Genomic DNA, 24,971 nt, shown 5'->3' with positions numbered 1-24,971 from the left:
GTCAGGCCAGGGCCGGTTGCCGGTGCGGGGTGAGCATCAGCGGCACCGGCCCCCCGGCTCGCAGGGACGCGGCGAGCTGCGGTGCCGGCATCCCGGGCTCGCAGAGCCGGTACCGGAACCGGCTGAACAGGGTCGCCAGGATCAGCGTCGCCTCCAGCTGGAACAGATACTGCCCGATGCACTGGTGGGCGCCGCCGCCGAACGGGAAGTAGGCGTACCGGTGCGCGCGCCGGGGCGCATCGGGGCCGAAGCGCTCCGGGTCGAAGACCTCCGGGCGGTCCCAGAACCGGGCCAGCCGCTGGGTGACGTAGGGGCTGAGGGCGATCGTCGCGCCGGCGGAGATCCGGGTGCCGCCGATGACGTCGTCGGCGACCGCCGTCCGCGGGACCAGCCAACCCGACGGATAGGCGCGGAGCAGCTCGTCCAGCACCATCCGGGTGTAGCGCAGCTCGCCGACCTGCTCCCGGGTGACCACGTCGCCGGGGCCGACCACCCGGTCGATCTCCTCGTAGAGCCGGGCGGCGACGTCGGGCACCTGCTCCAGCAGCGGGAAGAGCCAGGTGAGCACCGTGTACGTGGTCTCGGTGGTGGTGGCGAAGGTGGACACCACGTCGTCGCGGACCCGCCGCTCGTCCAGCTTGTTGCCGTCGGCGTCCCTGGCCCGGGCCAGCGCGGCGAGGATGTCGTCGCCGCCCTCGGGGCGGGCGCGCTCAGCGCGGACCAGCGGGAGCAGGATCTCGTCGATGTTCCGCACGGCCCGACGGAAGGCCCGGTCGCCGGGCATCGGCACGGCGTCCGGCAGGAACGGCGCGAGCAGCCGGAACCGCAGCGCGGTCGCCACGGTGTTCTGCTCGACGACCACCCGTCTGGCGTCGGCAGTGTCGATCTTGGCGCCGAAGAAGACCCGGCTGACGGCCGCGCAGATGATCCGGGAGACCTCGGCGGCCGCGTCGACCGGGGTGCCGTCGCGCGCCGGGCCGGCCAGCTCGTCCACGGCGTCGCTGATCGCCCGGCTCATGTCGGCCACGGCGGCGTCGAGCCGCTTGGGGGTGAAGTGCGGCTGGAGCCGCCGCCGGCTCGCCTCCCACTTCGGGCCCTCGGAGAGGATCCCGTCGCCGCCCAGCTTCCGGACCGACCGCCACAGCATGCTGTCGCCGGCCCGGGTGTAGTTCGCGGCGTTGTCGCGCAGCACGTGCTGGACGTGCGCCGGCTCGGTGACCAGGTACGGCCGGATGGTGCCCAGGTTCAGCCGGACGACCTGCCCGGGCGTCGCGTCCGCGAGACCGACCAGGGTGCCCAGCGGGTCGCGGAGCAGTTTGGGCAACGTGTGGCGCAGGGTGGCGACGTGCGGCTTGCGGTGAACCGGGGCGGTCGATTCAGTCATGGCTCACCTGCACGGGTCCTCCTCCGGTGCTGCACCGCCTCGCGCTGCGTGGTGCCGTGGTGATGGCGCGTGACGGTTGCGGTGAGCATGTCACTGATGAAAAGGCTTTTCCAGATTTTGCGTCCGGAGAAATTCTCACAGTCAACAAAGGTCGTCCACTGTGCACGGTCCCAACCGGACGCTAGCCCGACAGATCGCGCAGGTAGCGCCACTCCGCAGCCACCGGCCGGTAACCTAATCCGCGGTTCAGCGTGAGCATCGGCACATTACCGGCGTCGTTACTGGTGTACGCGTACCGCAGCCCGGCCGCCCGGGCCCGGCTCAGCGAGCGGTGCTTGACCGCGCGGGCCAGCCCCCGGCCCCGGTGCCCGCGCCGGGTGCCGGTCATCCCCGACCGGTAGCGGGTCCGGCCGTCGGTGAGCGCGAAGCCGAACGCGAGCACCTCCCCGTCCCGGACGGCCACCGTGGTCAGGTCCCGGTCCAGGTCGGGGCGCTCCCAGTAGGCGGTCCGCCAGTCGGCGTAGCTGATCTCGTCCATCGTCACCTCGCCCGGCTCGTCCCGGGAGGCGTCGAGGTCGGCCAGATAGAGCGGGTGCGGGTCGGGCAGCTCGGCCGCGGCGAGCAGCCGCACCCCGGCCGGCAGCGGCGGGGCCGACGGCAGCTCCGCCTCGGCCAGGTCCAGCAGCAGGAACTCGGCCCGCCGTCCGCGCCGGTAGCCGCGCCGCTCGGCGAAGCCGGTGCTGGCCGGGTCGTCGGCCACCTTCGCGTACGCGGCCAGCGCCCCCAGCCCGGCGAGCCGCCGCTCGGCGGCGACGAGCAGGGCCGTGCCCGCACCCCCGCCGCGCCACTGCGGGTGCACGGAGATGTTGGCGAAGCCCAGCCCCGGATCCGCGCTCTCGTGCAGCAGCCCGGTCCGCGCCTCGCCGACCACTCTCCCGGCGCTCTCGGCGACCAGCACGCCGAACCGCTCGGCGGCCGGCGCGCCGGTGAGGCGCCAACCCAGCCACTCCTCGGTGATCATCTGGTACGGCGCGGCGGCGGCCAGCACCTCGGCGACCGCCGGCACGTCGGCGGATCGCCATGGGCGTACGACAGGGGCCATGGTGGCCGAACCTACCCCGACGCGGCACCGTCCGGGGGGGTGCGAATCCGGGCGCGCCGGGGCGCCCTGTGCCAGGCTCAGGGGCATGGACGACACCACCATCCTGAACCGGATCTCCGAACTCGTCGACGAGGAGCACCGGCTGCGCTCCGCGGCGCAGGCCAACGAGTCCGGCACCGACGACGAGGCGCGCGAGCGGCTGCGCGCGTTGGAGGAGTCCCTGGACCAGTGCTGGGACCTGCTGCGCCGCCGCCGGGCGGCCCGGAGCGCGCACGGCGACCCGGACGCCCAGGGTGAGCGGCCGATCCCGGCGGTCGAGCGCTACCTCCAGTAGAACGGCCCGCCGGGCGGCGATGCCCGGCGGGCGAGGCGGGTACGCCCCGGACGGTCCACGGACCGTCCGGGGCGTACCCGGATCAGCGGATGCCCGCCTCGCGCAGCAGCAGACCGGTCAGCTCGGCCGGGTCCACCTCGGCCGCCGGCAGCCCCCGCGCGGCGAACCAGGCGCCCACCACCTTCACGTCCCGGGCCAGGAACTCCGGCCCCTGCGGGTTGGCCACCACGTCGACCACCTGCGGCAGGTCGATCATGACGAGACGCCCCCGGTGCACCAGCAGGTTGTACGGCGACAGGTCGCCGTGGGCGTACCCGGCGCGGGCCAGCACGACCAGCGCGTCCACCATCTGCTCCCACAGCGAGCGCAGCTCGCCCGCCTCGGGGCGCAGCTGGGCCAGCCGGGGCGCCGCCGCGCCCTCGTCGGCGTCGCCAACGAACTCCAGCATCAGCTCGGTGCCGATCAACTGCACCGGGTAGGGCACGGCGATCCGCCCGGAGTCCGCGCCGATCTCCCAGAGCCGGCTGAGGGCGGCGAACTCGGCCGCGGCCCACTGCCCGGCGATCATCTGCCGGCCGAACGCGGTACGCCCGGCCATCGCCCGGTTCTCCCGGGACCGCCGCACCCGGCGCCCCTCCAGGTAGCCGGCATCGCGGTGGAAAAGCCGGTGCTGGGCGTCCCGGTAGCGCTTGACCGCCAGCAGGCAGGACCGGTCGGTGTCCGGCACCGCGCGGCGGACGAGGTGGACGTCCGCCTCCTTGCCGGTCTTGAGCACCCCGAGCTCGGTGTCCCGGGCGGCCAGTTCGGTGACCAGCCACTCGGGGTGGGGTTCGGGGCCGTGGACGGCCTCGTCCCAGGAGGACCAGCGGTCCTCGGGTTCGGGCTCGTCGTCGGGCTCGACGAGGGCCGGCTCGGCGTGCCGGCCGTGCTTCAGGAAGTGTGGTTCGTCGTCGTCGAAGCGGCTCTTGCCGCGGCCACGGCGCTGCGGCGCCGGGAGGTCGTGTTCGCGCACGGAAGTGGTGATCCCTTGATCGAGGCTGATGGAGGCAGGTGGAACGACCCTGCAAAGACGGCCATGACCGACCTCCTTCTCCTCGACCGGGCTCGACCCGGCTGCGCACCCGCGCGGGACCATGCTGAACCGACGCCCGATCCGGCGGCAACCGAATTACCGGACCCCGCCCGGGCCGCCGTGCCTCAGCCGGCGAGCACCGTGGCGACGGCCGCGATCAGCGAGTCGACGGTGCGGGTCGGGGCGAACCGGTTGTCCGGCCAGGTACGCCCCCGGTGCAGCCAGACGCTGGGCAGGCCGACGGCGGCGGCCCCGCCGATGTCCGCCTCCGGGCTGTCCCCCACCACCCACGCCCCGCGCAGCGGCATCCGGGCCCGCTGGGCGGCCAGCGCGAAGATCCGCGGATTGGGCTTGCTGACCCCGGCCTCCTCCGAGATCACCCAGTCGGCGACGTACCGGTCCAGCCCGGTCCCCCGGATCTTGGCGTCCTGCTGGCGGACCGAGCCGTTGGTGACCACCACCGGCACCCAGCCGGCGTCGTCGGCGATCCGCAGCGCGCAGGCGACCAGCGGATCGAGGCGGGTGTTCGCCACCACCCCGTCGTGCAGCTCCTCGACCAGGTCGATGGAGGGGATGCGCAGCGCGTACCGGTCGCGGATGGCGTCGGCGACGTCCCACCGGTCGGTGAGCCCGTCGGCGTCGATGGAGAGCAGCCAGTCGATGTCGGTGTGGGGCGCGCCGATGCTGTCCAGGAACCGCTCACCCCAGGCGCGGAACGGACCCGCCCGTTCGAGCAGGGTGTTGTCCAGGTCGAGCAGGAGCAGCGGCACGCGGGCACCTTACGGGAGAGAGGGTCGCCGTCGACAGGGCCGGGCGGTCGGCGACGTCCGTCAGGCCGGCAGCGCCGTTCGGGGGAGCCCCTGGTCGGCGGGCCGGTCGGCGAGCATCGAGTGGGCCGAGCGGGTGGCCGCCAGCGCGGCCGGCTCCAGGGTGGCGACCAGCACGGCCTCGCCGTCGTCGGCGCCGCGCACCAGCGGCCGCCCCTCCGGGTCGTAGACCGCCGCGCCACCGTTGAACCGCCACGGTTCGGCGCCCCCGACGGCGTTGGCGAAGACGACGTACATGGTGTTGTCCAGGGCCCGGGCGGCGTAGTAGAGGTCCCGCCGGTGCGCCGACCCGGCGAGGTAGCCGCTCGGGCAGAGGTAGCCGTGCGCGCCGTCGGCCGCGGCGGCCCGGGCGTGCTCCGGGAAGCATCCGTCGTAGCAGATGCCCAGCCCGAGCCGCCAGTCGTCGACCAGCAGGGTGGCGCCCCGCCGGCCGGCGTCGAACAGCTCCCGCTCGCCGCCCCAGAGCTGCTGCTTGTCGTACCCGACCCGGATCGCGCCGGTCGGGTCGGCGATCAGGGCGGAGATGGTCCGGCGGTCGTCCGGGTGGCGGACCGCGGCGCCGACGACCAGGGTGATCCGGTTGTCGCGAGCGGCGGCCCGCAGCGGGTCGAGCCGGGGATCGTCGACCGCGCCGTCGCCGGTCGCGGCCACGTCCGTGCGCGCCGGATCGGCGGCCAGCGTCGGCGGATGGTACGCCGGCAGGAACAGCTCCGGCAGCACGGCGACCCGGGCGCCGGCACCGGCGGCCCGGGCGGCCAGGCCGGCGGCGACCCGCGCGTTGCCGGGCACGTCGCCGGGGACCGGGGCGGCCTGCACGGTGGCGACGGTCAGCGGGGCGGACGGAAGGGGGGCGGAGGCGACCGGGGGCGTCGTCACCCGCCGATCCTAACCGGAGCCCCCCGGCCGGCCCGTCCCACCACGCAAGATCCCAAGCCGTACGTACGGTTTGCGTAACGCAGGGTCAGCTGGAACGATCGACCCGTGCCCAGAGTAAGTCAGGACCAGCTCGACGCGCGCCGACAGGAGATCCTCGCCGCGGCGCGGGCCTGTTTCGCCCGGCACGGCTACGAGGGAGCCACCGTGCGCCGGCTGGAGGAGGCCACCGGGCTGTCCCGGGGCGCCATCTTCCACCACTTCCGCGACAAGGACTCGCTCTTCCTCGCCGTGGCCGAGGACGACGCGGCGGCCATGGTGGAGACCGTGGCCCGCAACGGCCTCGTCCAGGTCATGCGGGACCTGCTGGCCCGGGCGATCTCGCCGGACACCACCGGCTGGCTGGGCAGCCAGCTGGAGGTCTCCCGCCGGCTGCGCACCGACCCGGCGTTCGCCCGCCGCTGGGCCGAGCGCTCGGCCGCCATCGCCGAGGCCACCCGGGACCGGCTGGTCCGGCAGCGGGAGGCCGGGGTGCTGCGCGAGGACGTCCCGATCGACGTGCTGGCCCAGTTCCTGGAGCTGGCGTACGACGGCCTGGTGCTGCACCTGGCGATGGGCCGGCCGGCCGGCGACCTGGGCCCGGTGCTGGACCTGGTCGAGGAGGCCGTCCGCCGGCGCTGACCGCCGGACGTATCGGCTTGGTAACTCGGCCCGCACGGCGGTCGGCGCGTGGCGGCCCTGCTCCACAATGAGGCCGCGGTCCCCTCGCGTGACAGGAGCAGAGCCATGATGCTGGCGGCCGACACCTGGGGCATTCCCGGCCCGACGTTCCTCCGGTTCTATCTGCTGGCGGCCCTGGTGGTCGTCGTCGGCTCGATCATGTACCGGTCCCGGATCCTCGCCGGTCAGCCGGCGGCCGGGGCCGGCCAGCTCGGGCCGCAGCAGGTCGCGTACCTCAACGGCGGCGACCAGCTCGCGATCTGGACGGCGCTGGGCGGCCTGCGCGGCTGCGGCGCGGTCGGGGTGCGTCCCGACCGACGCCTCACCACCGGCGGCCCCCTGCCCAGCGGCGTCACCCCGCTGGACCAGGCGGTCCACCACGCCGCCCGCAACCACCTGTACACCCGGGAACTTGCCCGCGAGCAGCGGGTGTCCCGCGCCCTCACCGAGCTGCGCGAGGGCCTGCAGCGGCAGGGCCTGGCAGTGCACCCCGAGCAGCGCGCCGCGGCCCGGCGCGGCGCGTGGCTGGTGGTCGCCCTGATGGCGCTCGGCGCGGCCCGGATCGCCGCCGGACTGGCCAACGACCGACCGGTCGGCTTCCTGCTGCTCGCCGTCCTGGCCCTGATCGTCCCGCTGGTGCTGCTCTCCCGGGTGCCGTGGCGGACCCGGGCGGCCGACGCCGCGCTGCGCGAGCTGCGCCGGAGCAACATCCACCTCTCCCCCGCGTCCACGCCCGCCTACGCCACCTACGGCGCGGCCGGGGCGGCCATGGGGGTGGCTCTGTTCGGCACCGCCTCGCTCTGGGCCCTGGACCCGGGCTTCGCCGAGCAGGCGGAGATCCAGCGGCAGGCGCTGAACAGCAGCGGTGGCAGCGGCGGCGGCTCCTGCAGCGGCGGCAGTTCCTGCGGTGGCGGCGGTGGCGGCGGTGGCGGCGGTGGGTGCGGCGGCGGTGGTGGGTGCGGCGGATGACCGGTCCGAGCGGGGTGGGCATCGGCTGGCGGCCGGAGATCGCCGGCTTCGTCGCCGAGCTGCCCGGGCTGCGCTTCGTCGAGGTGGTGGCCGAGTCGGTCCCGTCGACCGGCCCGCTCCCGCCAGGGCTCGCCGAGCTGCGCGGACGCGACGTCACGGTGGTACCGCACGGGTTGCGGCTCTCCCTCGGCGGCGCGGAACCGGTCGACCCGGCCCGGGTGACCCACCTGGCCCGGGTCGCCGAACTCCTCGACGCGCCGCTGGTCAGCGAGCACATCGCGTTCGTCCGGGCCGGCGGCCTGGAGGCCGGCCACCTGCTGCCGCTGCCGCGCAGCCGGGAGGCGGTGGCCGCGGTGGTGGCCAACGTCCGGCGGGCGCAGGGGCAGCTGCCGGTGCCGATCGCCCTGGAGCCGATCGCCGCGCTCTTCGACTGGCCCGACGACGAGCTGGACGAGGCGGACTTCCTCACCGAGATCCTGGACGCCACCGGGGCGACGCTGTTGCTCGACGTCGCCAACGTGCACGCCAACGCCCGCAACCGGGGCGGCGACCCGCTCGCCCTGCTCGACCGGCTCCCACTGGACCGGGTCGCCTACGTGCACGTGGCCGGGGGTGCCGAGCGTGGCGGCTTCTACCACGACACGCACACCGACCCGGTGCCGCCGGAGGTGCTCGACCTGGTCGGCGCGCTCTGCGCCCGCCGCCGGCCCCCGGCGCTGCTGCTGGAACGCGACGGGCACTACCCGCCCGCGCCCGCCCTGCGAGCCGAGCTGGACGCGCTCGCCGCCGCCTCCGGGTTCCCGGTGGTCACGTGAGCGACCGGACGGTCCCCGGTCCGCCCGACGGTGCGCCGGGCGGCGAACTGGGCGCCCGGCAGGCGGCGCTGGTGGCGGCGCTGGTCGCCGGGGCGCCGCTCCCGGCCGGCTTCGCGCCCGGGCCGGTGCGGGCCGCCCGGGTCGCCCTGCTCGGCAAGCGGGCCGGCGAGGTGGCCCGGCACTGGCCGCTGCTCGCCGCCTCCCTCGGCGACGCCTGGTGGGACACCTTCCGCGAGTGGGCGGCCGACCGCCCCACCAACGGCTCACTGCGCGACGGCTGGGACCTGGCCCGCACGCTGCGCGAGCGGGGCACCCTGCCCCCGCTCGGCGCGGAGGAACTGGTCGCCCGTGAGGCGGGCAGCCGCTACGACGGCCACCACCCGCCGCGACCCCGTCGGCTGCCGGCCGTCGCCCGCGCCGGCGGCGCCGTCGCGGTGCAGCTCGCCGGTCGGGTACGCCTGCTGCGCCCCGCCCGGCGCTGACCGCCCACCCGGCGCGTCGCGCACGCGGGTACGGCAGGATCGGCGGCATGGATCTCGGACTCACCGACCGGGTGTACGTGCTGACCGGCGCCTCCCGCGGCCTGGGCTTCGCCACCGCCGAATGCCTCGTGGCCGACGGCGCGCGGGTGGTCCTCTCGGCCCGCGCCCCGGAGCGCGTCGCCGAGGCCGTCGAGCGGCTCGGCGGTCCCCGGCACGCCATCGGGCTCACCGCCGACCTGGCCGACCCGGAGACGCCGCAGCGGCTCGTGGTGGCGGCGCGGGAGCACTTCGACCGGCTGGACGGCGCGCTGGTCTCGGTCGGCGGCCCGCCCCGCGGCACCGCCGCCCAGGTTACCGACGAGCAGTGGCGGCAGTCCTTCGAGACGGTCTTCCTGGGCAGCGTCCGCGCCGCCCGTACGGTGGCCGGCGCGCTCACCGACGGCGGCGCGATCGGGCTGGTGCTCTCCACCTCGGCCCGCGGCCCGGTGCCGGGCCTCGGCATCTCCAACGGCCTGCGTCCCGGCCTGGCCGGGGTGGCCAAGGACATGGCCGACGAGTACGGCCCGCGCGGCGTGCGGGTGCTCGGCCTGCTGCCCGGACGGATCATGACCGACCGCAACCGGGAACTCTTCGCCGCCACCGGAGACGCCGAGGCGGCCCGGGCCGAGGCGGAGGCCGGCATCCCGCTGCGCCGGATCGGTGACCCGGCGGAGTTCGGGCGGGTCGCCGCGTTCCTGCTCTCCCCCACCGCGAGCTACGTCACCGGGGTCACCGTGCCGGTCGACGGCGGCGCGCTGCGCGGCCTGTGAGCCCCGCCGACCGCTCCGACGACCCGGCCGGTGCCCGGCCGGGTCGGCCGGCTGCCCGGGCCGGGTCCGGGCCTCGGGGCCACCAGTCCCGGCGGCCGGGGCCGACGTCCGGTCGGCCGCCCGCCGGCGCGCAGCCGGACGCGACGGCAAGGGCCTCCGGCGCGACGCGGGGAGCCTCCGGCGCGGGACGGCCGACAAAGGACGAGTTGGCGGCCGCGGCCGACCGGACCATCCCGGACCTGATCGCGCCCGGGCTGGACGTGCTCTTCGTCGGCATCAACCCCGGGCTCTGGTCGGCGGCCACCGGCTGGCACTTCGCCCGACCCGGCAACCGCTTCTGGCCGGCGTTGCACCGGGGCGGCTTCACCCCGCGCCAGCTGCACCCGAGCGAACAGGACCAGCTCCCCGGCCTCGGCCTGGGCATCACCAACATGGTGGCCCGGGCCAGCGCCCGCGCCGACGAGCTGACCCCGGCGGAGCTGGTGACCGGAGCGGAGATCCTGACCGGCAAGGTCGCCCACTACCGGCCGGCCTGGGTGGCGGTGGTCGGGGTGACCGCGTACCGGATCGGGTTCGCCCGGCCGAAGGCCGGTTTCGGCCCGCAGCCGGAGACGCTGGCCGGGGCCCGGCTCTGGGTGCTGCCCAACCCGAGCGGCCTGAACGCCCACTTCACCCCGGCGACGCTCGGCGCGGCCTTCGGGGAGCTGCGGGCGGCCGCCGCCGGCTAGTTCGCCGCCGCCGGCGGCAGCGCCTCCTGGGCGACGTACGTGCCCAGCGGCACCGTGGTGATCACCGGCTCGGGCTCCGTCGCCGCGTACGGCGCCGGCGAGTCGGCGACCGCGAACTGGGTGCGGTACAGCTCGGCGTAGAGCCCGCCGACCGCGACCAGCTCCTCGTGCCGGCCGCGCTCCACGATCCGGCCGCCGTCGAGGACCAGGATCTGGTCGGCGTCGCGGACCGTGGAGAGCCGGTGCGCGATGACCAGCGCGGTACGCCCGGTCAGCGCGACCGCCAGCGCCCGCTGCACCGCGGCCTCGCTCTCCGAGTCCAGGTGGGCGGTGGCCTCGTCGAGGATCACGATCGACGGCGCCTTGAGCAGCAGCCTGGCGATGGCGATGCGCTGCTTCTCGCCGCCGGAGAAGCGGTAGCCACGCTCACCGACCATCGTCTCCAGCCCCTCGGGCAGCGCCCGGACCAGGTCGGCGACCTGCGCGCCGGCCAGCGCCGCCCAGATCTCGTCGTCGGTGGCGTCCGGCTTGGCGTAGCGCAGGTTCTCGGCGATCGTCTCGTGGAACAGGTGCGAGTCCTGGGTGACCACGCCGATCTCGTCGCGCAGCGAGGCGAGGGTGGCGTCGCGGACGTCCACGCCGCCGACGCGCACCTCGCCGTCGGTGACGTCGTAGATCCGGGAGATCAGCATGGACAGCGTCGACTTGCCGGCGCCGGAGGGCCCGACCAGGGCCACCATCTGACCCGGCTCGACGGCGAACGACACGCCCTTGAGCACCGGCTCGTTGACCGTACGGTCCAGGGTGGCGACCTCCTCCAGCGAGGCCAGCGACACCTCGGCGGCGGCCGGGTAGCGGAACCGCACGTCGCGGAACTCGACCCGCCCGTTGCCGCGCGGCACCGGCACCGCGTCCGGCTTCTCCTCGATGCCGGGGCGCAGGTCCAGCACCTCGAAGACCCGGTCGAAGGAGACCAGCGCGCTCATCACGTCCACCCGGACGTTGGACAGCGCGGTCAGCGGGCCGTAGAGGCGGGTGAGCAGCAGCGCGAGGGTGACCACGGTGCCGGCGCTGACCGCGCCGGTGACCGCGAGCCAGCCGCCGAGCCCGTAGGTCAGCGCCTGGGCCAGCGAGGCGACCAGCAGCATCGCCACGAAGAACGTCCGCGAGTACATGGCCGACTGGATGCCGATGTCGCGGACCCGCTCGGCCCGGCCGGCGAAGCGGCGGGCCTCGATCTCGGGCGAACCGAAGAGCTTGACCAGCAGCGCCCCGGCCACGCCGAACCGCTCGGTCATCGTCGCGTTCATCTTGGCGTCGAGGTTGTACGACTCCCGGGTGATCTCGGCCAGCCGCTTGCCGACCCGCCGGGCCGGGATGATGAAGATCGGCAGCAGGACCAGCGAGAGCGTCGTGATCTGCCAGGAGAGGGTGAACATCACCCCGGCGGTCAGCACCAGCTGGATGACGTTGCTGACCACCCCGGAGAGGGTGGAGGTGAACGCCCGCTGGGCGCCCATCACGTCGTTGTTGAGCCGGCTGACCAGGGCGCCGGTCTGGGTGCGGGTGAAGAACTGCAACGGCATCCGCTGCACGTGGTCGTAGACCCGGGTGCGCAGGTCGAGGATGATCCCCTCGCCGATCCGGGCGGAGTACCACCGCTGGGCGAGGGAGAAGAGGGCGTCGGCGACCGCCAGCGCGGCGATCACCAGCGCCAGGCGGACCACGGTCGCCCCGGCCTCGGCACCGCCCCGGGTGATGGCGTTGATGACCTTTCCGGCCAGCACCGGGGTGGCCACCCCGATGATCGCGGCGATCACCACCGTGATCAGGAAGACGACGATGTCCCGCCGGTACGGCCCCGCGAAGGCGACGATCCGCCGGGCGGTGCCCCGCTTGAGCCGGTGCGCGGAGACCTCGTCGCTGCTGCGCATCGACCGGAGCATGCTCCACCCGGCCATGCCCCCACCGGACATCGGGTTGGACATCGGTCACCTCCGGGATCTGCGGCAGCGCGCACCGTCGGGTTCGATTCTCCCGACGACTACGACAACCTCAGTAGTAACCCGGATCTTCCCGAACGGTCCTTACTATTCTCCCCGTCCGGCGAGGTCGCGCAGGCGGCGGGTCTGCGCCTCCCGCTCGGCGCGCTGCTGGTCGGCGTGCGAGCGGCCGGCCGCGCCGGCGAGCAACGCCTTGATCTCGACCACCGCGTCGCGGTTGTTGGCCAGCAGCCCGGCGGTGAGGTCCCGCACCGCGCCGTCCAGGTCGGCGGCGGGCACCACGAGCGTGGCCAGCCCGATCCGGTCCGCCTCGGCGGCGTCCATCCGCCGGCCGGTCGCGCAGATCTCCAGGGCCCGCGCATAGCCGACCAGCTCGACGAGGCGCTTCGTCCCGGCGAGGTCGGGCACCAGGCCCAGGGTCACCTCGGCCATGGAGAGCTTGGCGTCCTCGGCGAGCACCCGCAGGTCGCAGGCGAGCGCCAGCTGGAAGCCGGCGCCGATGGCGTGGCCCTGCACAGCCGCCACGGAGATCACGTCGGGGCGGTGCAGCCAGCTGAAGCCGCCCTGGAACTCCGCGATCCGGTCGGCGCACTCCTGCTCGGGCAGGGTCGCCAGCTCGGCGAACGAACCCGGCCCGGACGCGCCGGCCACCGACAGGTCGAGGCCGGCGGAGAAGGATCGCCCCTCGCCGCGCACCACGACGACGCGCACGTCGCCAGGGAGATCCCGCGAGAAGTCGCTCATCGCGCGCCACATCGCCGGGGTCTGCGCGTTGAGCACGTCGGGCCGGCACAACGTCACCGTCGCCACCGGCCCGTCGCAGTCGAGTCGTACCCCGGTCGTCTCGGCGGTCACCGGACGGCCCGGAACACGACGCTGATGGACGACGCTGGTGGGCGGGTCACGCCTTCTTGCGGCGCCGGGCGCCGCCGCGCTGCCGCAGCTGGACGCCGGACTCGGTGAGCACCCGGTGGATGAACCCGTAGGAACGTCCGGTCGAGGCCGCGAGCGCGCGGATGCTCTCACCCGAGGTGTACCGCTTTACCAGGTCCTTGGCGAGCGTCTGACGCTCGGCTCCGACGATCCGGCGACCCTTCTCAGTGCTGGTGGCTGTGCCAGTGGCTGCCATGCTGATTCCTCACGTCCCAGACTGTGCGGTTCGGATACGGTCCCACCTATTAGACCGCCTCGAACGATCATGCGCCAGATATCAACTCTTCGCCAACCGACACGCTATGCGATGTCAGCTTCCCGATAGAGTGATCCTTCCGACCGGGCCCGCAGGACGTGCGCGCCGGGGCCGTTCGGGGCCCGCCCCGCGGCCCGTACCCTGCCTGGCGGGACCGACCTGCTCGCCGCCGCGGCCGGTGCGGCCCTGGTGTTCGCCGCGACCAACGTGGACGACATCGTCGTGCTCACCGTGCTCTTCGTGGCCGCCCGCGCCACCGGCCGGCCCCGGCCCTGGCAGATCGTGGCGGGCCAGTACCTGGGCATCGGCGCACTGGTCGCGACCGCCCTGGTGATCGCGGCGGGGCTGCTCGTGGTGCCCAACCCGTGGACCGGCCTGCTCGGCCTGCTGCCGATCGGCCTCGGAATCCGGGCCCTGCTGGCGCGCACCGACGACGAGGCGCCACCGGCGGTGGTCGGCGGCGCGCTCGGGGTGGCCGGCGTGACCATCGCCAACGGCGCGGACAACATCGCCGTCTACGTGCCGGTGTTCCGCTCCCTGGAGCCGGCGGCCGGGCTGGTCTGGCTGGCGGTCTTCGCCGCCCTGGTGGCGCTCTGGTGCGCGGTCGCCGCCCTGCTCGGCGGGCACCCCCGGGTGGTCCGGCTGGTCGGCCGGGCCGGCCACTGGCTGGTACCGGCGATCTTCGTCGGCGTCGGCCTGGTCATCCTGGTCACCTCCGGCGTGCTGACCCGCCTGGCCGACCTGGCCCCCTGAGCCCGCCGGCCGGGCGCGGCCTCCTCCGGCCGCCGTGATCGACCCCGTCACGGCGAGGTGGCGGGGTCGGGACGCTACCGACCCCGCCACGTCGCCGTCATGGAGTCGATCATGCCGGCGGGCGACGACAGCCGCGCCGGACCGGCCCGTCAGGCCAGTTCGACCAGTTCGAGCAGGTCGTCGCTCCAGGCATCCTCGTCGCCGTCGGGGAGCAGGATCGCGCGGTCGGGCTTGAGCGCGAGCACCGCGCCCGGGTCGTGAGTGACCAGCACGATCGCGCCCGGGTAGTTGGCGATGGCGTCGAGCACCTGCTCCCGGCTGACCGGGTCGAGGTTGTTGGTCGGCTCGTCCAGCAGCAGCACGTTGGCCCCGGAACAGACCAGGGTGGAGAGGGCGAGCCGGGTCTTCTCGCCGCCGGAGAGCACCCCGGCCGGCTTGTCCACGTCCTCCCCGGAGAAGAGGAACGCACCGAGGATCTTGCGCAGGTCGGTGTCGGACTGCTCGATGGCGGCGGCCCGCATGTTCTCCAGCACGGTCCGCTCGACGTCCAGGGTCTCGTGCTCCTGGGCGTAGTAGCCCAGCCGCAGGCCGTGCCCGGCGTGCACCTCGCCGGTGTCCGGCGTGAGCAGGCCGCCGAGCATCCGCAGCAGGGTGGTCTTGCCGGCGCCGTTGAGCCCGAGGATGGCGACCCGGGAACCACGGTCCACCGCGACGTTCACGTCGGTGAAGATCTCCAGCGAGCCGTACGACTTGGAGAGACCGGTCGCGGTGAGCGGGGTCTTGCCGCACGGCGCCGGGGTGGGGAAGCGCACCTTCGCCACCTTGTCGGAGACGCGTACCTCCTCCAGGCCGGAGATCAGCTTCTCGGCGCGGCGGGCCATGTTCTGCGCGGCGACGGTCTTGGTGGCCTTCGCCCGCATCTTGTCGGCCTGGGCCATCAGGGCGCCGGCCTTCTTCTCGGCGTTGGCCCGTTCGCGGCGGCGGCGCCGCTCGTCGGTCTCCCGCGCCTCCAGGTACGCCTTCCAGCCCAGGTTGTAAACGTCGACCACCGAGCGGGTGGCATCGAGGAACCACACCTTGTTGACCACCGACTCCAGCAGCGCGCCGTCGTGGGAGATGACGATCAGGCCGCCCTTGTGGTTGGCGAGGAAGTTGCGCAACCAGGTGATCGAGTCGGCGTCGAGGTGGTTGGTGGGCTCGTCGAGCAGCAGGATGCCGCCGCCGTTCTCGCCGGCGTCCCGGAACAGGATCCGGGCCAGCTCGATGCGGCGGCGCTGGCCGCCGGAGAGGGTGCCGATGGTCTGGGCGAGCGCCCGGTCGGGCAGCCCGAGGTTGGCGCAGATCCGGGCCGCCTCGGCCTCGGCGGCGTACCCGCCGAGGGCGGCGAACTGGTCCTCCAGCGCGCCGTAGCGGCGGACCAACTTGTCGTCGGCGTCGTCGGCCAGCTTGGCCTCGATCTCCGTCATCTGGGCCATGAGCACGTCCAGCCCGCGGGCGGAGAGCACCCGGTCCCGCCCGGTGACCTCCAGGTCGCCGGTACGCGGGTCCTGCGGCAGGTAGCCGATCGCGCTGCGCCGGTCGATCTGGCCGGCGTACGGCTGCCCCTCCCCCGCCAGCACCTTCAGCGTGGTGGTCTTGCCGGCGCCGTTGCGGCCCACGAGGCCGATCCGGTCACCGGGCTGCACCCGCAGGGTGGTGTCGGACAGCAGGATCCGGGCGCCGGCACGCAGCTCCAGGCCGGTGGCAGTGATCATTTTCCGGTACTCGCTCTCGGGGTCTGGAAGGGCTGACTCAGGGCACGCGAAACGGCCGGCGGGCCCGATGGACCGTCGGCGCGGGGCGGTTCAGCCTTCGCAGAGCAGCACGAGGCAAGTGTACCGGGCCGGCTTCGGCGCCCCGCCCGGATTACCGAGCAAGATCATCGGGTACCGAAACGCCGTCCGGACCCGGTCCGGCACCGCAACCACCAAACGTGATGAATCGGTGATCGGGGTCAACATGGAGCTGAACGAGAACGCGCAGATCGACACCAGTCAGGTGGACGATCGGCGAGGGTCCGGCGGGGGTGGCGGGATGGGCATTCCCATCCCGATCGGCGGCGGTCGCGGAGGGATCGTCGGCATCATCATCGCCGTCCTGGTCGCGCTGGTCGGCGGCGGCTTCGGGCTGAACGCCGCGACCAACGGCGGCGGCGGTGAGCAGGGCGACAACACGTCGCTGCAGCAGAAGTGCTCGGCCGACGACGCGCTCCAGCAGCTGGACTGCCGCAACACCGCGTACGTCAACTCGATCCAGGCGTACTGGCAGGCCGCGCTGCCGGAGAAGTTCGGCGAGCAGTACCGGCCGTCGAAGACGGTCTTCTTCAGCCAGGGCGTGAACACCGGCTGCGGCCAGGCCGACTCCGGCGTGGGCCCGTTCTACTGCCCGGCCGACGACCAGGTCTACATCGACCTGACCTTCTACCGGGTGCTGGCCGACCAGCTCGGCGCGGAGGGCGAGTTCGCCCAGCCGTACGTGCTGGCCCACGAGTACGGCCACCACGTGCAGGACCTGCTCGGCACCGAGGCGCAGATGCGCCGCCAGCAGCAGCGCGACCCGGACAACGCCAACGCGCTGTCGGTGAAGCTGGAGCTCCAGGCCGACTGCTACGCGGGCGCCTGGGCGAAGAACGCCACCGGCACCGCCGACGCGACGGGCCAGAAGATCTTCAAGAGCGTCAGCGAGCAGGACATCGCGCAGGCGATCGACACCGCCGAGAAGATCGGCGACGACGCCATCTCGGAGCGGGCGAACCGCCCGGTGAACCCCGAGGAGTTCACCCACGGCTCCTCCGCGCAGCGCAAGGAGTGGTTCAGCCGCGGCTACGACAGCGGCGACCCGAAGTCCTGCGACACCTTCGGTGGCAGCCGCTGAGCGCCCCGGTCCCGAGACACCCGGCGGCGGCCGGTGGGTTCCCCACCCACCGGCCGCCGTGGCGTTTCCGGGTCACCGGTTCCGGCCGCGTCCGGCCACCATGGCTGTCGTCGAGTCAGGTCTGCCGTCGACCCGGCAGCCGCCGGTGACTGCGCCGCCTGAGGCCCTGGCTCGTGACGGCGTGGTAGATGATCATGACGATGATTCCGATCAGGCCCACCACGGGGTTGACGAACCAGCCGACTGCGGCGCTGCCGCCGTAGAGAAAGATGCCGGTGATGGGGCGGGCCCGCTGGGCGTGCAGGTGTTCGGTGGAGATCTCGGGTGCCAGCAGCGCGGGATGGCGTTCCAGGTAGGCGAAGAAGGCCAGCCAGGGCACCGACATCAGCGCGGCGGACAGTGCGTACAGGACCACGGCCACCCGCCGGTCGGCGGTGCCCGCATGGGCGAATGCCGACGCGAGCACCGCGGTGGGAAACGGGATGATCACGGCGCCGAACAGCAGGGCGAGGTTGATCCAGTTGAGTGTGAGGTTCGTCCGGCCGACCAGTAGCAGCAGCGCGTGGTGGTTCAGCCAGAGCACGCCGATGTAGACGAACGAGATGACGAAGGCGAGGTAGGCGGCCTTCTCGTGCAGGAGCGCGTCGAGCAGCCCACCGGATTCGTACGCCGGTGGGCGAAGTTCCAGCACCAGGAGGGTGATGACGATCGCGAACACCCCGTCGCTGAACGCCGTCATCCGGTCGGTCCCGGTCGTCGTCGTGCCCCGCGCCGCCGGCACGGCCCCCTCGCGTGCGGCCATTTCCGCAGGCTAGCGGCCGGAACGCAACGAGTTGGCCACGCCACACCGAGCAGCGGTTCAGGGAGCGTCGGGTGCGGCGTCGCGGACCAGGATCCGCACCGCGCGGGCCGCGGCGATCGCGGCGACCAGCACCGCGTGTCGGGGCTCGGGCACGTCGAGCAGCCGCTCGGCCCGCAGCGCGGCGAGCGGGGCCAGCCGCCGGTCGGCGAGCACGGTGTCGACGGCCCGCCGGTCACCGCCGCAGACCAGCGCGCGCAGCGTCGCCGCCTCCGGCAGCAGCAGCCGTACGGCCAGCTCCGCCGCGTCGCCGAGGGCCGCCTTCGCCTGGTTGTCCCGCCGCCGGGCGAAGCGCTGCTGCGACCACCCGCCCGCGGCGGTGCGGCCCTGCACGTAGCGGGTGTCCACCTTGGAGACCACCAGGTCCTCCCCCACCGCGACGCCGACCGCCACCGCGCCCTTGCGGGCCAGCAGCAGGCCGATCCGGCGCGGCTCGGCCGCGGCGGCCACGAATTCGGGTACGTCCCGGGTGGGCGGCGCCCCGGGCGGGGTGTGCAGCTCGGCGGTCGCGCCGTCCGGGGCGGCGAGCAGCAGGCCGTACCCGCCGACGGTGGTGGTGGGCGGGCCGTGCCGGTCGGCGAAGCCCTCGACCCAGCGGGCGACGCGGGTCGGGTCGACCTCGACCCACCGGCCACCCCCGGCTGCGGGTCGACTGGTCATGGCCGAACGGTACCGAACTGCCGGACCACGGGCGGCGCCCGACTCCGGGGCTTTCATGGACATCGATGAGCGCTTACCATCCGGTAACCGAATGTTTCTCGGATCCATCCTCCGTCTGCGAGGTCCCCATGCAGCCACGCGGTCCCGTCCCACCGCACCCCGCCCGTCGCGCCGTCGCCCGCCGGCTGACCGCCGCCGCCGCGGCGTCGGTCACCGTGGCGGCCCTGCTCACCGTCTCCCCCACCGCCCCCGCCGCCGCCGCACCCGCCGCCACCGACGCCACCACCAGCAGTTTCGCCGCGGCCGACCACTGTCTCGGCGAGTGCTCGGACATCCTGCCGCCGGGGCAGAACGGCAACGCCACCCTCGTCGAGGTGCTCGCCAACCAGGCCCTCGGCACCCTGCCCCGGCACGCCGGTGACCAGCTCGGCCGGTACGCCGACCTGGTCTACGGCTACGCGGGGCTGCGCGAGGACCAGCTCGGCGCGTTCTTCAACGACGCCGGCTTCGGGGTGCCGGCCGATCAGATCGAGCGCCGCTACTCGCCGCGCGCCGACGTGACCATCGTGCGCGATCGGGCGACCGGCGTCCCGCACGTCACCGGCAGCACCCGCGGCGGCACCATGTTCGGGGCCGGCTACGCCGGCGCCGAGGACCGGCTGTTCACCATCGACCTGCTGCGCCACGTCGGGCGGGGCACCCTGACCCCGTTCGCCGGGGGCGCGCCCGGCAACCGGGCGCTGGAGCAGAGCGTCTGGCGCAACTCGCCGTACACCGAGGCGGACCTGGCGGCGCAGGTGGAGGCGCTGCGGCGCAAGGGCCCCCGGGGCGAGCAGCTCTACGCCGACGTGCAGGAGTACATCGCCGGTATCAACGCCTACATCGGGCACTGCATGGCGCACCGCAACTGCCCCGGCGAGTACGTGCTCACCGGGCACCTGGACGCGGTCACCAACGCCGGCGGGCCCGAGCCGTTCCGGATGACCGACCTGATCGCCATCGCCGGCGTGGTGGGCGGGCTGTTCGGCGGCGGGGGCGGCAACGAGATGCAGTCGGCGCTGGTCCGGCTGGCCGCGCGGGCCCGCTACGGCGTGGTCGAGGGTGACCGGGTCTGGACCGCCTTCCGCAGCCAGGAGAACCCGGAGACAGTGCTGACCCTGCACGACGGGCAGAGCTTCCCGTACGGTGGCGCCCCGGCGAACGCGGCCAGCGTGGTGCTGCCGGACGGCGGCTCGGCCCGGGTGGAACCCGTCGTCAGCGACGCCACCGGCGCGGCCACCGGCGCCGCCGTCGGTGGACCGTCCGAGCTGGCCGCCGCGCTGTCCGGGCTGACCATCGGCCGGGCCGACCGGGGCATGTCGAACGCGGCGGTGATCTCGACCGAGCACTCCGCCACCGGCCACCCGATCGCCGTGTTCGGCCCGCAGACCGGCTACTTCTCACCCCAGCTGCTGATGGTGCAGGAGTTGCAGGGGCCGGGGATCAGCGCGCGCGGCGCCGCCTTCGCCGGGCTCAACCTCTACGTGCTGCTGGGCCGGGGCCAGGACTACGCCTGGAGCGCCACCTCGTCGGCCCACGACATCACCGACACCTACGCCCTGCCGCTGTGCACGGTGGACGGCAGCGCACCCACCCTGGCCAGCAACCACTACCGCTACCGGGGCCGGTGCCAGCCGATGGCGGAGATCTCGCACGTCAACGCGTGGCGGCCCACCCTCGCCGACGGCACCGCCGCCGGGTCGTACCGGCTGGTCGCCCGGCGCACCGCGCTCGGCCTGGTCGCCTGGCGGGGCACCGTGGGCGGCCAACCGCACGCCTTCACCCACCTGCGCTCCACCTACCGGCACGAGGCGGACTCGGCGATCGGCTTCCAGATGTTCAACGACCCGGCCGCGATGGGCGACGCCGCGGCGTTCCGCGAGTCCGCCGGCACCATCGGGTACGCGTTCAACTGGTTCTACGTGAACTCCACCGAGTCGGCGTACCTGAACTCGGGGCTCAACCCCGTCCGCGCGGCCGGGTCCGACCCGAACCTGCCGATGCGGGCCGATCCGGCGTACGAGTGGCGCGACTTCGACCCGACCGCGAACACCGCCGCCTATCAGCCGCTGGCCGAGCATCCGTACTCGGTGGACCAGGACTACTACGTGAGCTGGAACAACAAGCAGGCCAAGGACTTCGGCGCCGCCGACGGCAACTTCAGCTTCGGCCCGGTGCACCGGGTCGACCTGCTGGACCGGCCGATCCGGTCAGCGCTGGCGGCCGGGCGCACCTTCGACCGGGCCACGCTGACCTCGCTGGTCGAGCGGGCCGGCCTGACCGACCTGCGCGGCGCCGAGGTGCTCGACGAGCTGATCCGGGTGCTGGAGAGCCAGCCGGTCACCGACGCCGACCTGGCCGCCGTGGTGAGCAAGCTCCGGGCCTGGCGTGCCGACGGCGCACTGCGGGTCGAGACGGCCCCCGGCACCAAGGTGTACCGGCACGCGGACGCGATCCGGATCTTCGACGCCTGGTGGCCACTGCTGGTCAACGGCCAGTTCAAGGCACCCCTCGGCCCGGAGCTGTACCAGGCGCTGGTCAACGCCATGCAGATCAACGAGTCGCCGTCCGGGCAGCAGCGCGGCGACGAGTCCACCCTGCCCACCGCGGCCAACGAGGCGCAGGGGCACAAGGGCTCGTCGTTCCAGTACGGCTGGTGGGGGTACGTCGACGCCGACCTGCGGGCCGTGCTGGGCGAGCCGGTGCCCGGCGGGTCGGACCGCCGGTACTGCGGCGGCGGCGACCTCGCCGCCTGCCGGCAGATCCTGCTGGACACGCTGCGCAGCGCCGTCGCCCGGCCGGCGACCGAGGTCTATCCCGGCGACGCGAGCTGCGCGGCCGGCGACCAGTGGTGCGCCGACGCCATCGTGCAGTCCCCGCTCGGCGGGCTGAAGCAGCCCGTGATCGCCTGGCAGAACCGGCCGACCTACCAGCAGGTGGTGTCGTTCCCGGCCCGCCGCGGCGACGACCTGACCAACCTGGCCGCCGGCCGCCCGGTCACCGCCTCCAGCAGCCAACTCTTCCTCCCGGCCAGCCGGGCGGTGGACGGCGATCCGGGCACCCGGTGGTCGAGCGGCTGGTCGGACAATCAGTCGATCACCGTGGACCTCGGTGCGGTCCGGCCGGTGGCCCGCGCGGTGCTGCGCTGGGAGGCGGCGCACGCCCGGTCGTACCGGATCGACGTCTCCACCGACGGCGCCGCCTGGCGGACGGTCTGGTCCACCACCGCCGGGGACGGCGGCACCGACAACGACCGGTTCGCCACGACAAGTGCCCGCTACGTGCGGATGGTCGGGTTGACCCGGGCCACCTCCTACGGCTTCTCGCTCTGGGAACTGGAGGTGTACCCGCACTGAGCCGGCCGGCTTACCAGATCATCCGCAGCGCCAGCAGCACGATCAGCGCGCTGGCCAGCAGCGCGGTGACCAGCCGGCCACGGTCGGAGGTGAGCAGCCGACCGAGCAGCGTGCCGCCGCCGGCGACCAGCAGCTGCCAGCTCGCCGAGGCGGCGAACGCCGCGGCCACGAAGGCCACCTGGCCGGCGGGCGTCCACCCACCGGACGCCTGCCGGCCGATCACCAGGGCCACGAAGTAGACGATGGTCATCGGGTTGAGCAGGGTGAGCGCCAGCAGCCCGGCGAAGGCCCGGGCGGGCGTGGCCAGACCCCGCTCGGCCCGCGCCGGGTCGGGCGGGCGACGGTGCCGGCGCAGCGCGCCCACGGCGAGCTGCCCGGCGAGGAAGAGCAGGATCACGACGGCCGCCCAGCGCAACGGGGTCGCCACCGGGCGCACCAGGCCGGCGAGGGCCGCGCCGCCGAGCACGGCCAGCGCGGCGTAGAGGCCGTCCGCGGCGGCCACCCCGAGGGCGGCGGCGGCGCCGACCCGCAACGAGGTACGGGCGGTGAGTCCGATGACCACGATGGCGATCGCCCCGACCGGCACCGCCACCCCGTAGCCGGCGAGCAGGCCGGCGAGCAGCGCGTCACCCATGGCGGCGGGTACCGGGTCGCAGCCGCCGCGGCACCGGCCGCTGTCGCCCGGCGGCGATGGCCGCGGCGACAGGGACGGTGCGGGACGACGTCGACTCGATCACGCGGCGATTGTCGCCGGACGCCGTCCGGGCCCGCCACCGGTTATCCGTGGGTGCGTGCGGGCCGCACCGACGACAAAGGCCCCGACCTGAGGTCGGGGCCTTTCGTCCGGTCAGCCGGCGCGGTGGGTCAGACGTTGAAGCCGAGCGAGCGGAGCTGGTCGCGCCCCTCGTCGGTGATCTTGTCCGGGCCCCACGGCGGCAGCCAGACCCAGTTGATCCGGATGTCGTTGACCAGTCCCCCGCCGGGGCCGGTGGTCAGCGCCTGCCGGGCCTGGTCCTCGATCACGTCGGTGAGCGGGCAGGCCGCCGAGGTGAGCGTCATGTCCAGCGTCGCGACGTTCTCGTCGTCGACGTGCACGCCGTACACCAGGCCGAGGTCGACCACGTTGATGCCGAGCTCCGGGTCGACGACGTCCTTCATCGCCTCCTCGATGTCGGCGACGACGGCCTTGCCGCCCGCCGGCGTCGGAGCGCCGTCGGTCGCCACGGCACCGGTCGCCGGCGTCGTGGCGGCGTCACCGGCCTCCGGCGTCGCCGCGGTGGCGGTGTCCTCGCTGTTCATGCCTTCACCTCCGTCGGGCTCACGCCCACGCCGGCGCGTGCCGCGGCGTCCTTGAACGCCATCCACGGCAGCAGCGCGCACTTGACCCGGGCGGGGTAGCGGGCGACGCCCGCGAAAGCCACCCCGTCACCGAGTACGTCCTCGTCCGGCGTGACCTGGCCACGCCCGGACATCAACTCGACGAACGCCTCGTGCACGGCGAACGCCTCACCCGCACCCCGACCGCGCAGCAGCTCGTGCAGCACGCTCGCCGACGCCTGGCTGATCGAGCAGCCCATCCCGTCGTACGAGATGTCGTCGAGCGTGTCGCCGTCGGTGGCCACCCGGACGGTGATCTCGTCACCGCAGGTCGGGTTGACGTGGTGCGCCTCGGCGACCCGGGCGTCCGGGTCGGCGTCGCGCAGGCCACGCCCGTGCGGGTGCTTGTAGTGGTCCAGGATGATCTCCTGGTAGAGCTGGTCGAGCTGCATCAGTCGAACACCTTCCGCGCCTGCTCGAGCCCCGCCACCAGGGCGTCGATCTCCTCCGTGGTGGTGTACAGGTAGAACGACGCCCGCGTCATGGCCGGCACGCGGAACCGCGTGCACACCGGCTTCGCGCAGTGGTGCCCCACCCGCACCTGCACGCCGAGCGAGTCGAGGACCTGCCCCACGTCGTGCGGGTGGATGTCACCGAGCGCGAACGAGATCGTCCCACCCCGGCCGACCGGCACCGTCGGTCCGAAGATCCGCAGCCCCGGCACGGTGGCGAGGGCGTCCAGCGCGTACGCCGTCAGCTCCTTCTCGTGCCACTGGATGGCGCGCATCCCGATGCCGGTGAGGTAGTCCACCGCCGCGCCGAGCGCGACCGCCTCGGCGATCGGCGGGGTGCCGGCCTCGAACCGGGCCGGCGGCGCGGCGAACGTCGAGCCCGCCATCGACACCGTCTCGATCATCGACCCGCCGCCGAGCACCGGGGGCATCGCGGCGAGCAGCTCGCCCCGGCCCCAGAGCACGCCGACGCCGGTCGGGCCGCACATCTTGTGGCCGGTGAAGACGATGAAGTCGGCGTCGTAGTCGACCACGTCCATCGGCATGTGCGGCACCGACTGCGAGCAGTCGAGCAGCAGCAGCGCACCCACCTCACGGACCCGCTGGGTGATCCGGGAGGTGGCGTTGACCGTGCCGAGGATGTTGGACATGTGCACCAGCGAGACGATCTTCGTCCGCTCGGTGACCAGCTCCTCCAGCCCCGACTCGTCCAGCCGCCCGTTGTCGGTGACCGGGAACCAGCGCAGGGTCGCGCCGGTGCGCTCGCAGAGCAGCTGCCACGGGACGATGTTCGAGTGGTGCTCCATCTCGGAGATCACCACCTCGTCGCCGGGGCCGAGCCGGAACCGGGGGTCGGCGTCGGGCCGCAGCGAGGCGTTGGAGAACGCGTACGCCACGATGTTGATCGCCTCGGTGGAGTTCTTGGTGAACACCACCTCGTCCACGCTCGGCGCGTTGATGAACGCGGCGATCTTCGCCCGCGCCCCCTCGTACGCCTCGGTCGCCTCGGTGCCCAGGGTGTGCACCGAGCGCGACACGTTGGCGTTGTGCATCGCGTAGTGCTCGGCGAGGACGTCGAGCACCTGACGCGGCTTGTGCGAGGTGTTGGCGCTGTCGAGATAGACCAGCCGGTGCCCGTTGATCTCCCGGTCCAGGATCGGGAAGTCGGCGCGCACTCCTGCCACGTCGAACCGTGGCACGTCGTCGAACTGCGGCATCCCGGACGGGATCGCGATGGTGGTCATCTCAGCCGGCC

At 73.9% G+C, this 24,971-nt stretch carries 25 protein-coding genes; 10 read left to right on the top strand and 15 right to left on the bottom strand.

What is annotated here, in order from left to right:
- Position 1: 1 nt before the first annotated feature.
- Together M2302_RS27630 and M2302_RS27625 are read right to left on the bottom strand one after the other, a co-directional pair.
- Complete coding sequence (locus tag M2302_RS27630) at positions 2–1,384, bottom strand: cytochrome P450 (RefSeq protein WP_280840748.1); 1,383 nt, start codon at positions 1,382–1,384, stop codon at positions 2–4.
- Between the two features lie 181 nt (positions 1,385–1,565).
- Complete coding sequence (locus tag M2302_RS27625) at positions 1,566–2,486, bottom strand: GNAT family N-acetyltransferase (RefSeq protein WP_280840747.1); 921 nt, start codon at positions 2,484–2,486, stop codon at positions 1,566–1,568.
- An 85-nt stretch (positions 2,487–2,571) separates the two neighbouring features.
- Here M2302_RS27625 and M2302_RS27620 point away from each other — a divergent pair, with 85 nt between their 5' ends.
- Complete coding sequence (locus M2302_RS27620; protein ID WP_210776296.1) at positions 2,572–2,820, top strand: DUF2630 family protein; 249 nt, start codon at positions 2,572–2,574, stop codon at positions 2,818–2,820.
- Between the two features lie 82 nt (positions 2,821–2,902).
- Here the strand turns inward: M2302_RS27620 and M2302_RS27615 are convergent, their stop codons facing one another.
- The 3 genes from M2302_RS27615 to M2302_RS27605 form a co-directional block, all read right to left on the bottom strand.
- Positions 2,903–3,832, bottom strand: a complete 930-nt coding sequence (locus tag M2302_RS27615; RefSeq protein WP_280840745.1) for an RIO1 family regulatory kinase/ATPase — start codon at positions 3,830–3,832, stop codon at positions 2,903–2,905.
- Between the two features lie 185 nt (positions 3,833–4,017).
- Positions 4,018–4,662 (bottom strand): HAD-IA family hydrolase, encoded by a 645-nt coding sequence (locus M2302_RS27610; RefSeq protein ID WP_280840744.1) that lies wholly within the window; start codon positions 4,660–4,662, stop codon positions 4,018–4,020.
- Positions 4,663–4,722: 60 nt separating this feature from the next.
- Positions 4,723–5,595 (bottom strand): carbon-nitrogen hydrolase family protein, encoded by an 873-nt coding sequence (locus M2302_RS27605; protein WP_280840743.1) that lies wholly within the window; start codon positions 5,593–5,595, stop codon positions 4,723–4,725.
- A 105-nt stretch (positions 5,596–5,700) separates the two neighbouring features.
- On the opposite strand from M2302_RS27605, the gene M2302_RS27600 reads away from it, so the two are divergent.
- The 6 genes from M2302_RS27600 to mug all read left to right on the top strand — a co-directional run bounded on the left by M2302_RS27600 (position 5,701) and on the right by mug (position 10,115).
- Positions 5,701–6,273 (top strand): TetR/AcrR family transcriptional regulator, encoded by a 573-nt coding sequence (locus tag M2302_RS27600; protein WP_154936047.1) that lies wholly within the window; start codon positions 5,701–5,703, stop codon positions 6,271–6,273.
- A 108-nt stretch (positions 6,274–6,381) separates the two neighbouring features.
- Complete coding sequence (locus tag M2302_RS27595) at positions 6,382–7,281, top strand: TIGR04222 domain-containing membrane protein (protein WP_280840762.1); 900 nt, start codon at positions 6,382–6,384, stop codon at positions 7,279–7,281.
- A complete protein-coding gene (locus M2302_RS27590; protein ID WP_280840742.1) occupies positions 7,278–8,096 on the top strand; it encodes a DUF692 domain-containing protein in 819 nt (272 codons plus the stop codon). The genes M2302_RS27595 and M2302_RS27590 overlap by 4 nt, the downstream gene beginning before the upstream one ends.
- Entirely contained in the window at positions 8,093–8,578 is a 486-nt protein-coding gene (locus M2302_RS27585; RefSeq protein ID WP_280840741.1) for a hypothetical protein, read from the top strand. The genes M2302_RS27590 and M2302_RS27585 overlap by 4 nt, the downstream gene beginning before the upstream one ends.
- 47 nt (positions 8,579–8,625) lie before the next feature.
- Positions 8,626–9,387 (top strand): SDR family oxidoreductase, encoded by a 762-nt coding sequence (locus M2302_RS27580; RefSeq protein ID WP_280840740.1) that lies wholly within the window; start codon positions 8,626–8,628, stop codon positions 9,385–9,387.
- Between the two features lie 206 nt (positions 9,388–9,593).
- Positions 9,594–10,115, top strand: a complete 522-nt coding sequence (mug, locus tag M2302_RS27575) for a G/U mismatch-specific DNA glycosylase (RefSeq protein WP_280840739.1) — start codon at positions 9,594–9,596, stop codon at positions 10,113–10,115.
- Here mug and M2302_RS27570 read toward each other — a convergent pair.
- The 3 genes from M2302_RS27570 to M2302_RS27560 form a co-directional block, all read right to left on the bottom strand.
- A complete protein-coding gene (locus tag M2302_RS27570) occupies positions 10,112–12,091 on the bottom strand; it encodes an ABC transporter ATP-binding protein (protein ID WP_280840761.1) in 1,980 nt (659 codons plus the stop codon). The genes mug and M2302_RS27570 overlap by 4 nt on opposite strands.
- Positions 12,092–12,205: 114 nt before the next feature.
- Positions 12,206–12,973, bottom strand: coding sequence for an enoyl-CoA hydratase/isomerase family protein (locus M2302_RS27565; protein WP_280840738.1), 768 nt, complete (start codon positions 12,971–12,973; stop codon positions 12,206–12,208).
- Positions 12,974–13,019: 46 nt separating this feature from the next.
- Positions 13,020–13,247 carry a helix-turn-helix domain-containing protein gene (locus M2302_RS27560; RefSeq protein ID WP_007462679.1) on the bottom strand — a complete coding sequence of 76 codons (228 nt, stop codon included), beginning with the start codon at positions 13,245–13,247 and terminating at the stop codon, positions 13,020–13,022.
- Positions 13,248–13,496: 249 nt separating this feature from the next.
- Between M2302_RS27560 and M2302_RS27555 the strand changes: the two genes are divergently transcribed.
- Positions 13,497–14,060, top strand: coding sequence for a cadmium resistance transporter (locus tag M2302_RS27555; RefSeq protein ID WP_280840737.1), 564 nt, complete (start codon positions 13,497–13,499; stop codon positions 14,058–14,060).
- Between the two features lie 149 nt (positions 14,061–14,209).
- Here the strand turns inward: M2302_RS27555 and M2302_RS27550 are convergent, their stop codons facing one another.
- The gene (locus tag M2302_RS27550; protein WP_280840736.1) at positions 14,210–15,814 is read right to left on the bottom strand and encodes an ABC-F family ATP-binding cassette domain-containing protein; all 1,605 of its coding nucleotides are present in this window, start codon (positions 15,812–15,814) and stop codon (positions 14,210–14,212) included.
- Positions 15,815–16,058: 244 nt separating this feature from the next.
- On the opposite strand from M2302_RS27550, the gene M2302_RS27545 reads away from it, so the two are divergent.
- On the top strand, positions 16,059–16,973 hold the full coding sequence (locus M2302_RS27545; protein ID WP_280840760.1) for a neutral zinc metallopeptidase: 915 nt from the start codon (positions 16,059–16,061) through the stop codon (positions 16,971–16,973).
- 115 nt (positions 16,974–17,088) lie between these two features.
- Here the strand turns inward: M2302_RS27545 and M2302_RS27540 are convergent, their stop codons facing one another.
- The gene (locus M2302_RS27540; protein ID WP_280840735.1) at positions 17,089–17,775 is read right to left on the bottom strand and encodes a TMEM175 family protein; all 687 of its coding nucleotides are present in this window, start codon (positions 17,773–17,775) and stop codon (positions 17,089–17,091) included.
- 57 nt (positions 17,776–17,832) lie between these two features.
- Positions 17,833–18,492, bottom strand: coding sequence for an acVLRF1 family peptidyl-tRNA hydrolase (locus M2302_RS27535; RefSeq protein WP_280840734.1), 660 nt, complete (start codon positions 18,490–18,492; stop codon positions 17,833–17,835).
- Positions 18,493–18,620: 128 nt separating this feature from the next.
- Here M2302_RS27535 and M2302_RS27530 point away from each other — a divergent pair, with 128 nt between their 5' ends.
- A complete protein-coding gene (locus tag M2302_RS27530; protein WP_280840733.1) occupies positions 18,621–21,887 on the top strand; it encodes a penicillin acylase family protein in 3,267 nt (1,088 codons plus the stop codon).
- Between the two features lie 10 nt (positions 21,888–21,897).
- On the opposite strand, the gene M2302_RS27525 is transcribed toward M2302_RS27530, so the two are convergent.
- The 4 genes from M2302_RS27525 to M2302_RS27510 form a co-directional block, all read right to left on the bottom strand.
- Entirely contained in the window at positions 21,898–22,521 is a 624-nt protein-coding gene (locus M2302_RS27525) for a LysE family transporter (protein WP_280840732.1), read from the bottom strand.
- 230 nt (positions 22,522–22,751) lie between these two features.
- Positions 22,752–23,186, bottom strand: a complete 435-nt coding sequence (locus M2302_RS27520; protein WP_210776281.1) for a metal-sulfur cluster assembly factor — start codon at positions 23,184–23,186, stop codon at positions 22,752–22,754.
- Complete coding sequence (gene sufU, locus M2302_RS27515) at positions 23,183–23,656, bottom strand: Fe-S cluster assembly sulfur transfer protein SufU (RefSeq protein WP_154943622.1); 474 nt, start codon at positions 23,654–23,656, stop codon at positions 23,183–23,185. The genes M2302_RS27520 and sufU overlap by 4 nt, the downstream gene beginning before the upstream one ends.
- Positions 23,656–24,960 (bottom strand): cysteine desulfurase, encoded by a 1,305-nt coding sequence (locus M2302_RS27510; RefSeq protein ID WP_280840731.1) that lies wholly within the window; start codon positions 24,958–24,960, stop codon positions 23,656–23,658. The genes sufU and M2302_RS27510 overlap by 1 nt, the downstream gene beginning before the upstream one ends.
- Positions 24,961–24,971: the final 11 nt, after the last annotated feature.

The sequence above is a fragment of the Micromonospora sp. A200 genome (assembly GCF_029893845.1).
Classification (GTDB): domain Bacteria; phylum Actinomycetota; class Actinomycetes; order Mycobacteriales; family Micromonosporaceae; genus Micromonospora; species Micromonospora purpureochromogenes.
Note: the sequence above shows the minus strand (reverse complement) of the source record. Positions and strands in the feature narration are given on the sequence as shown.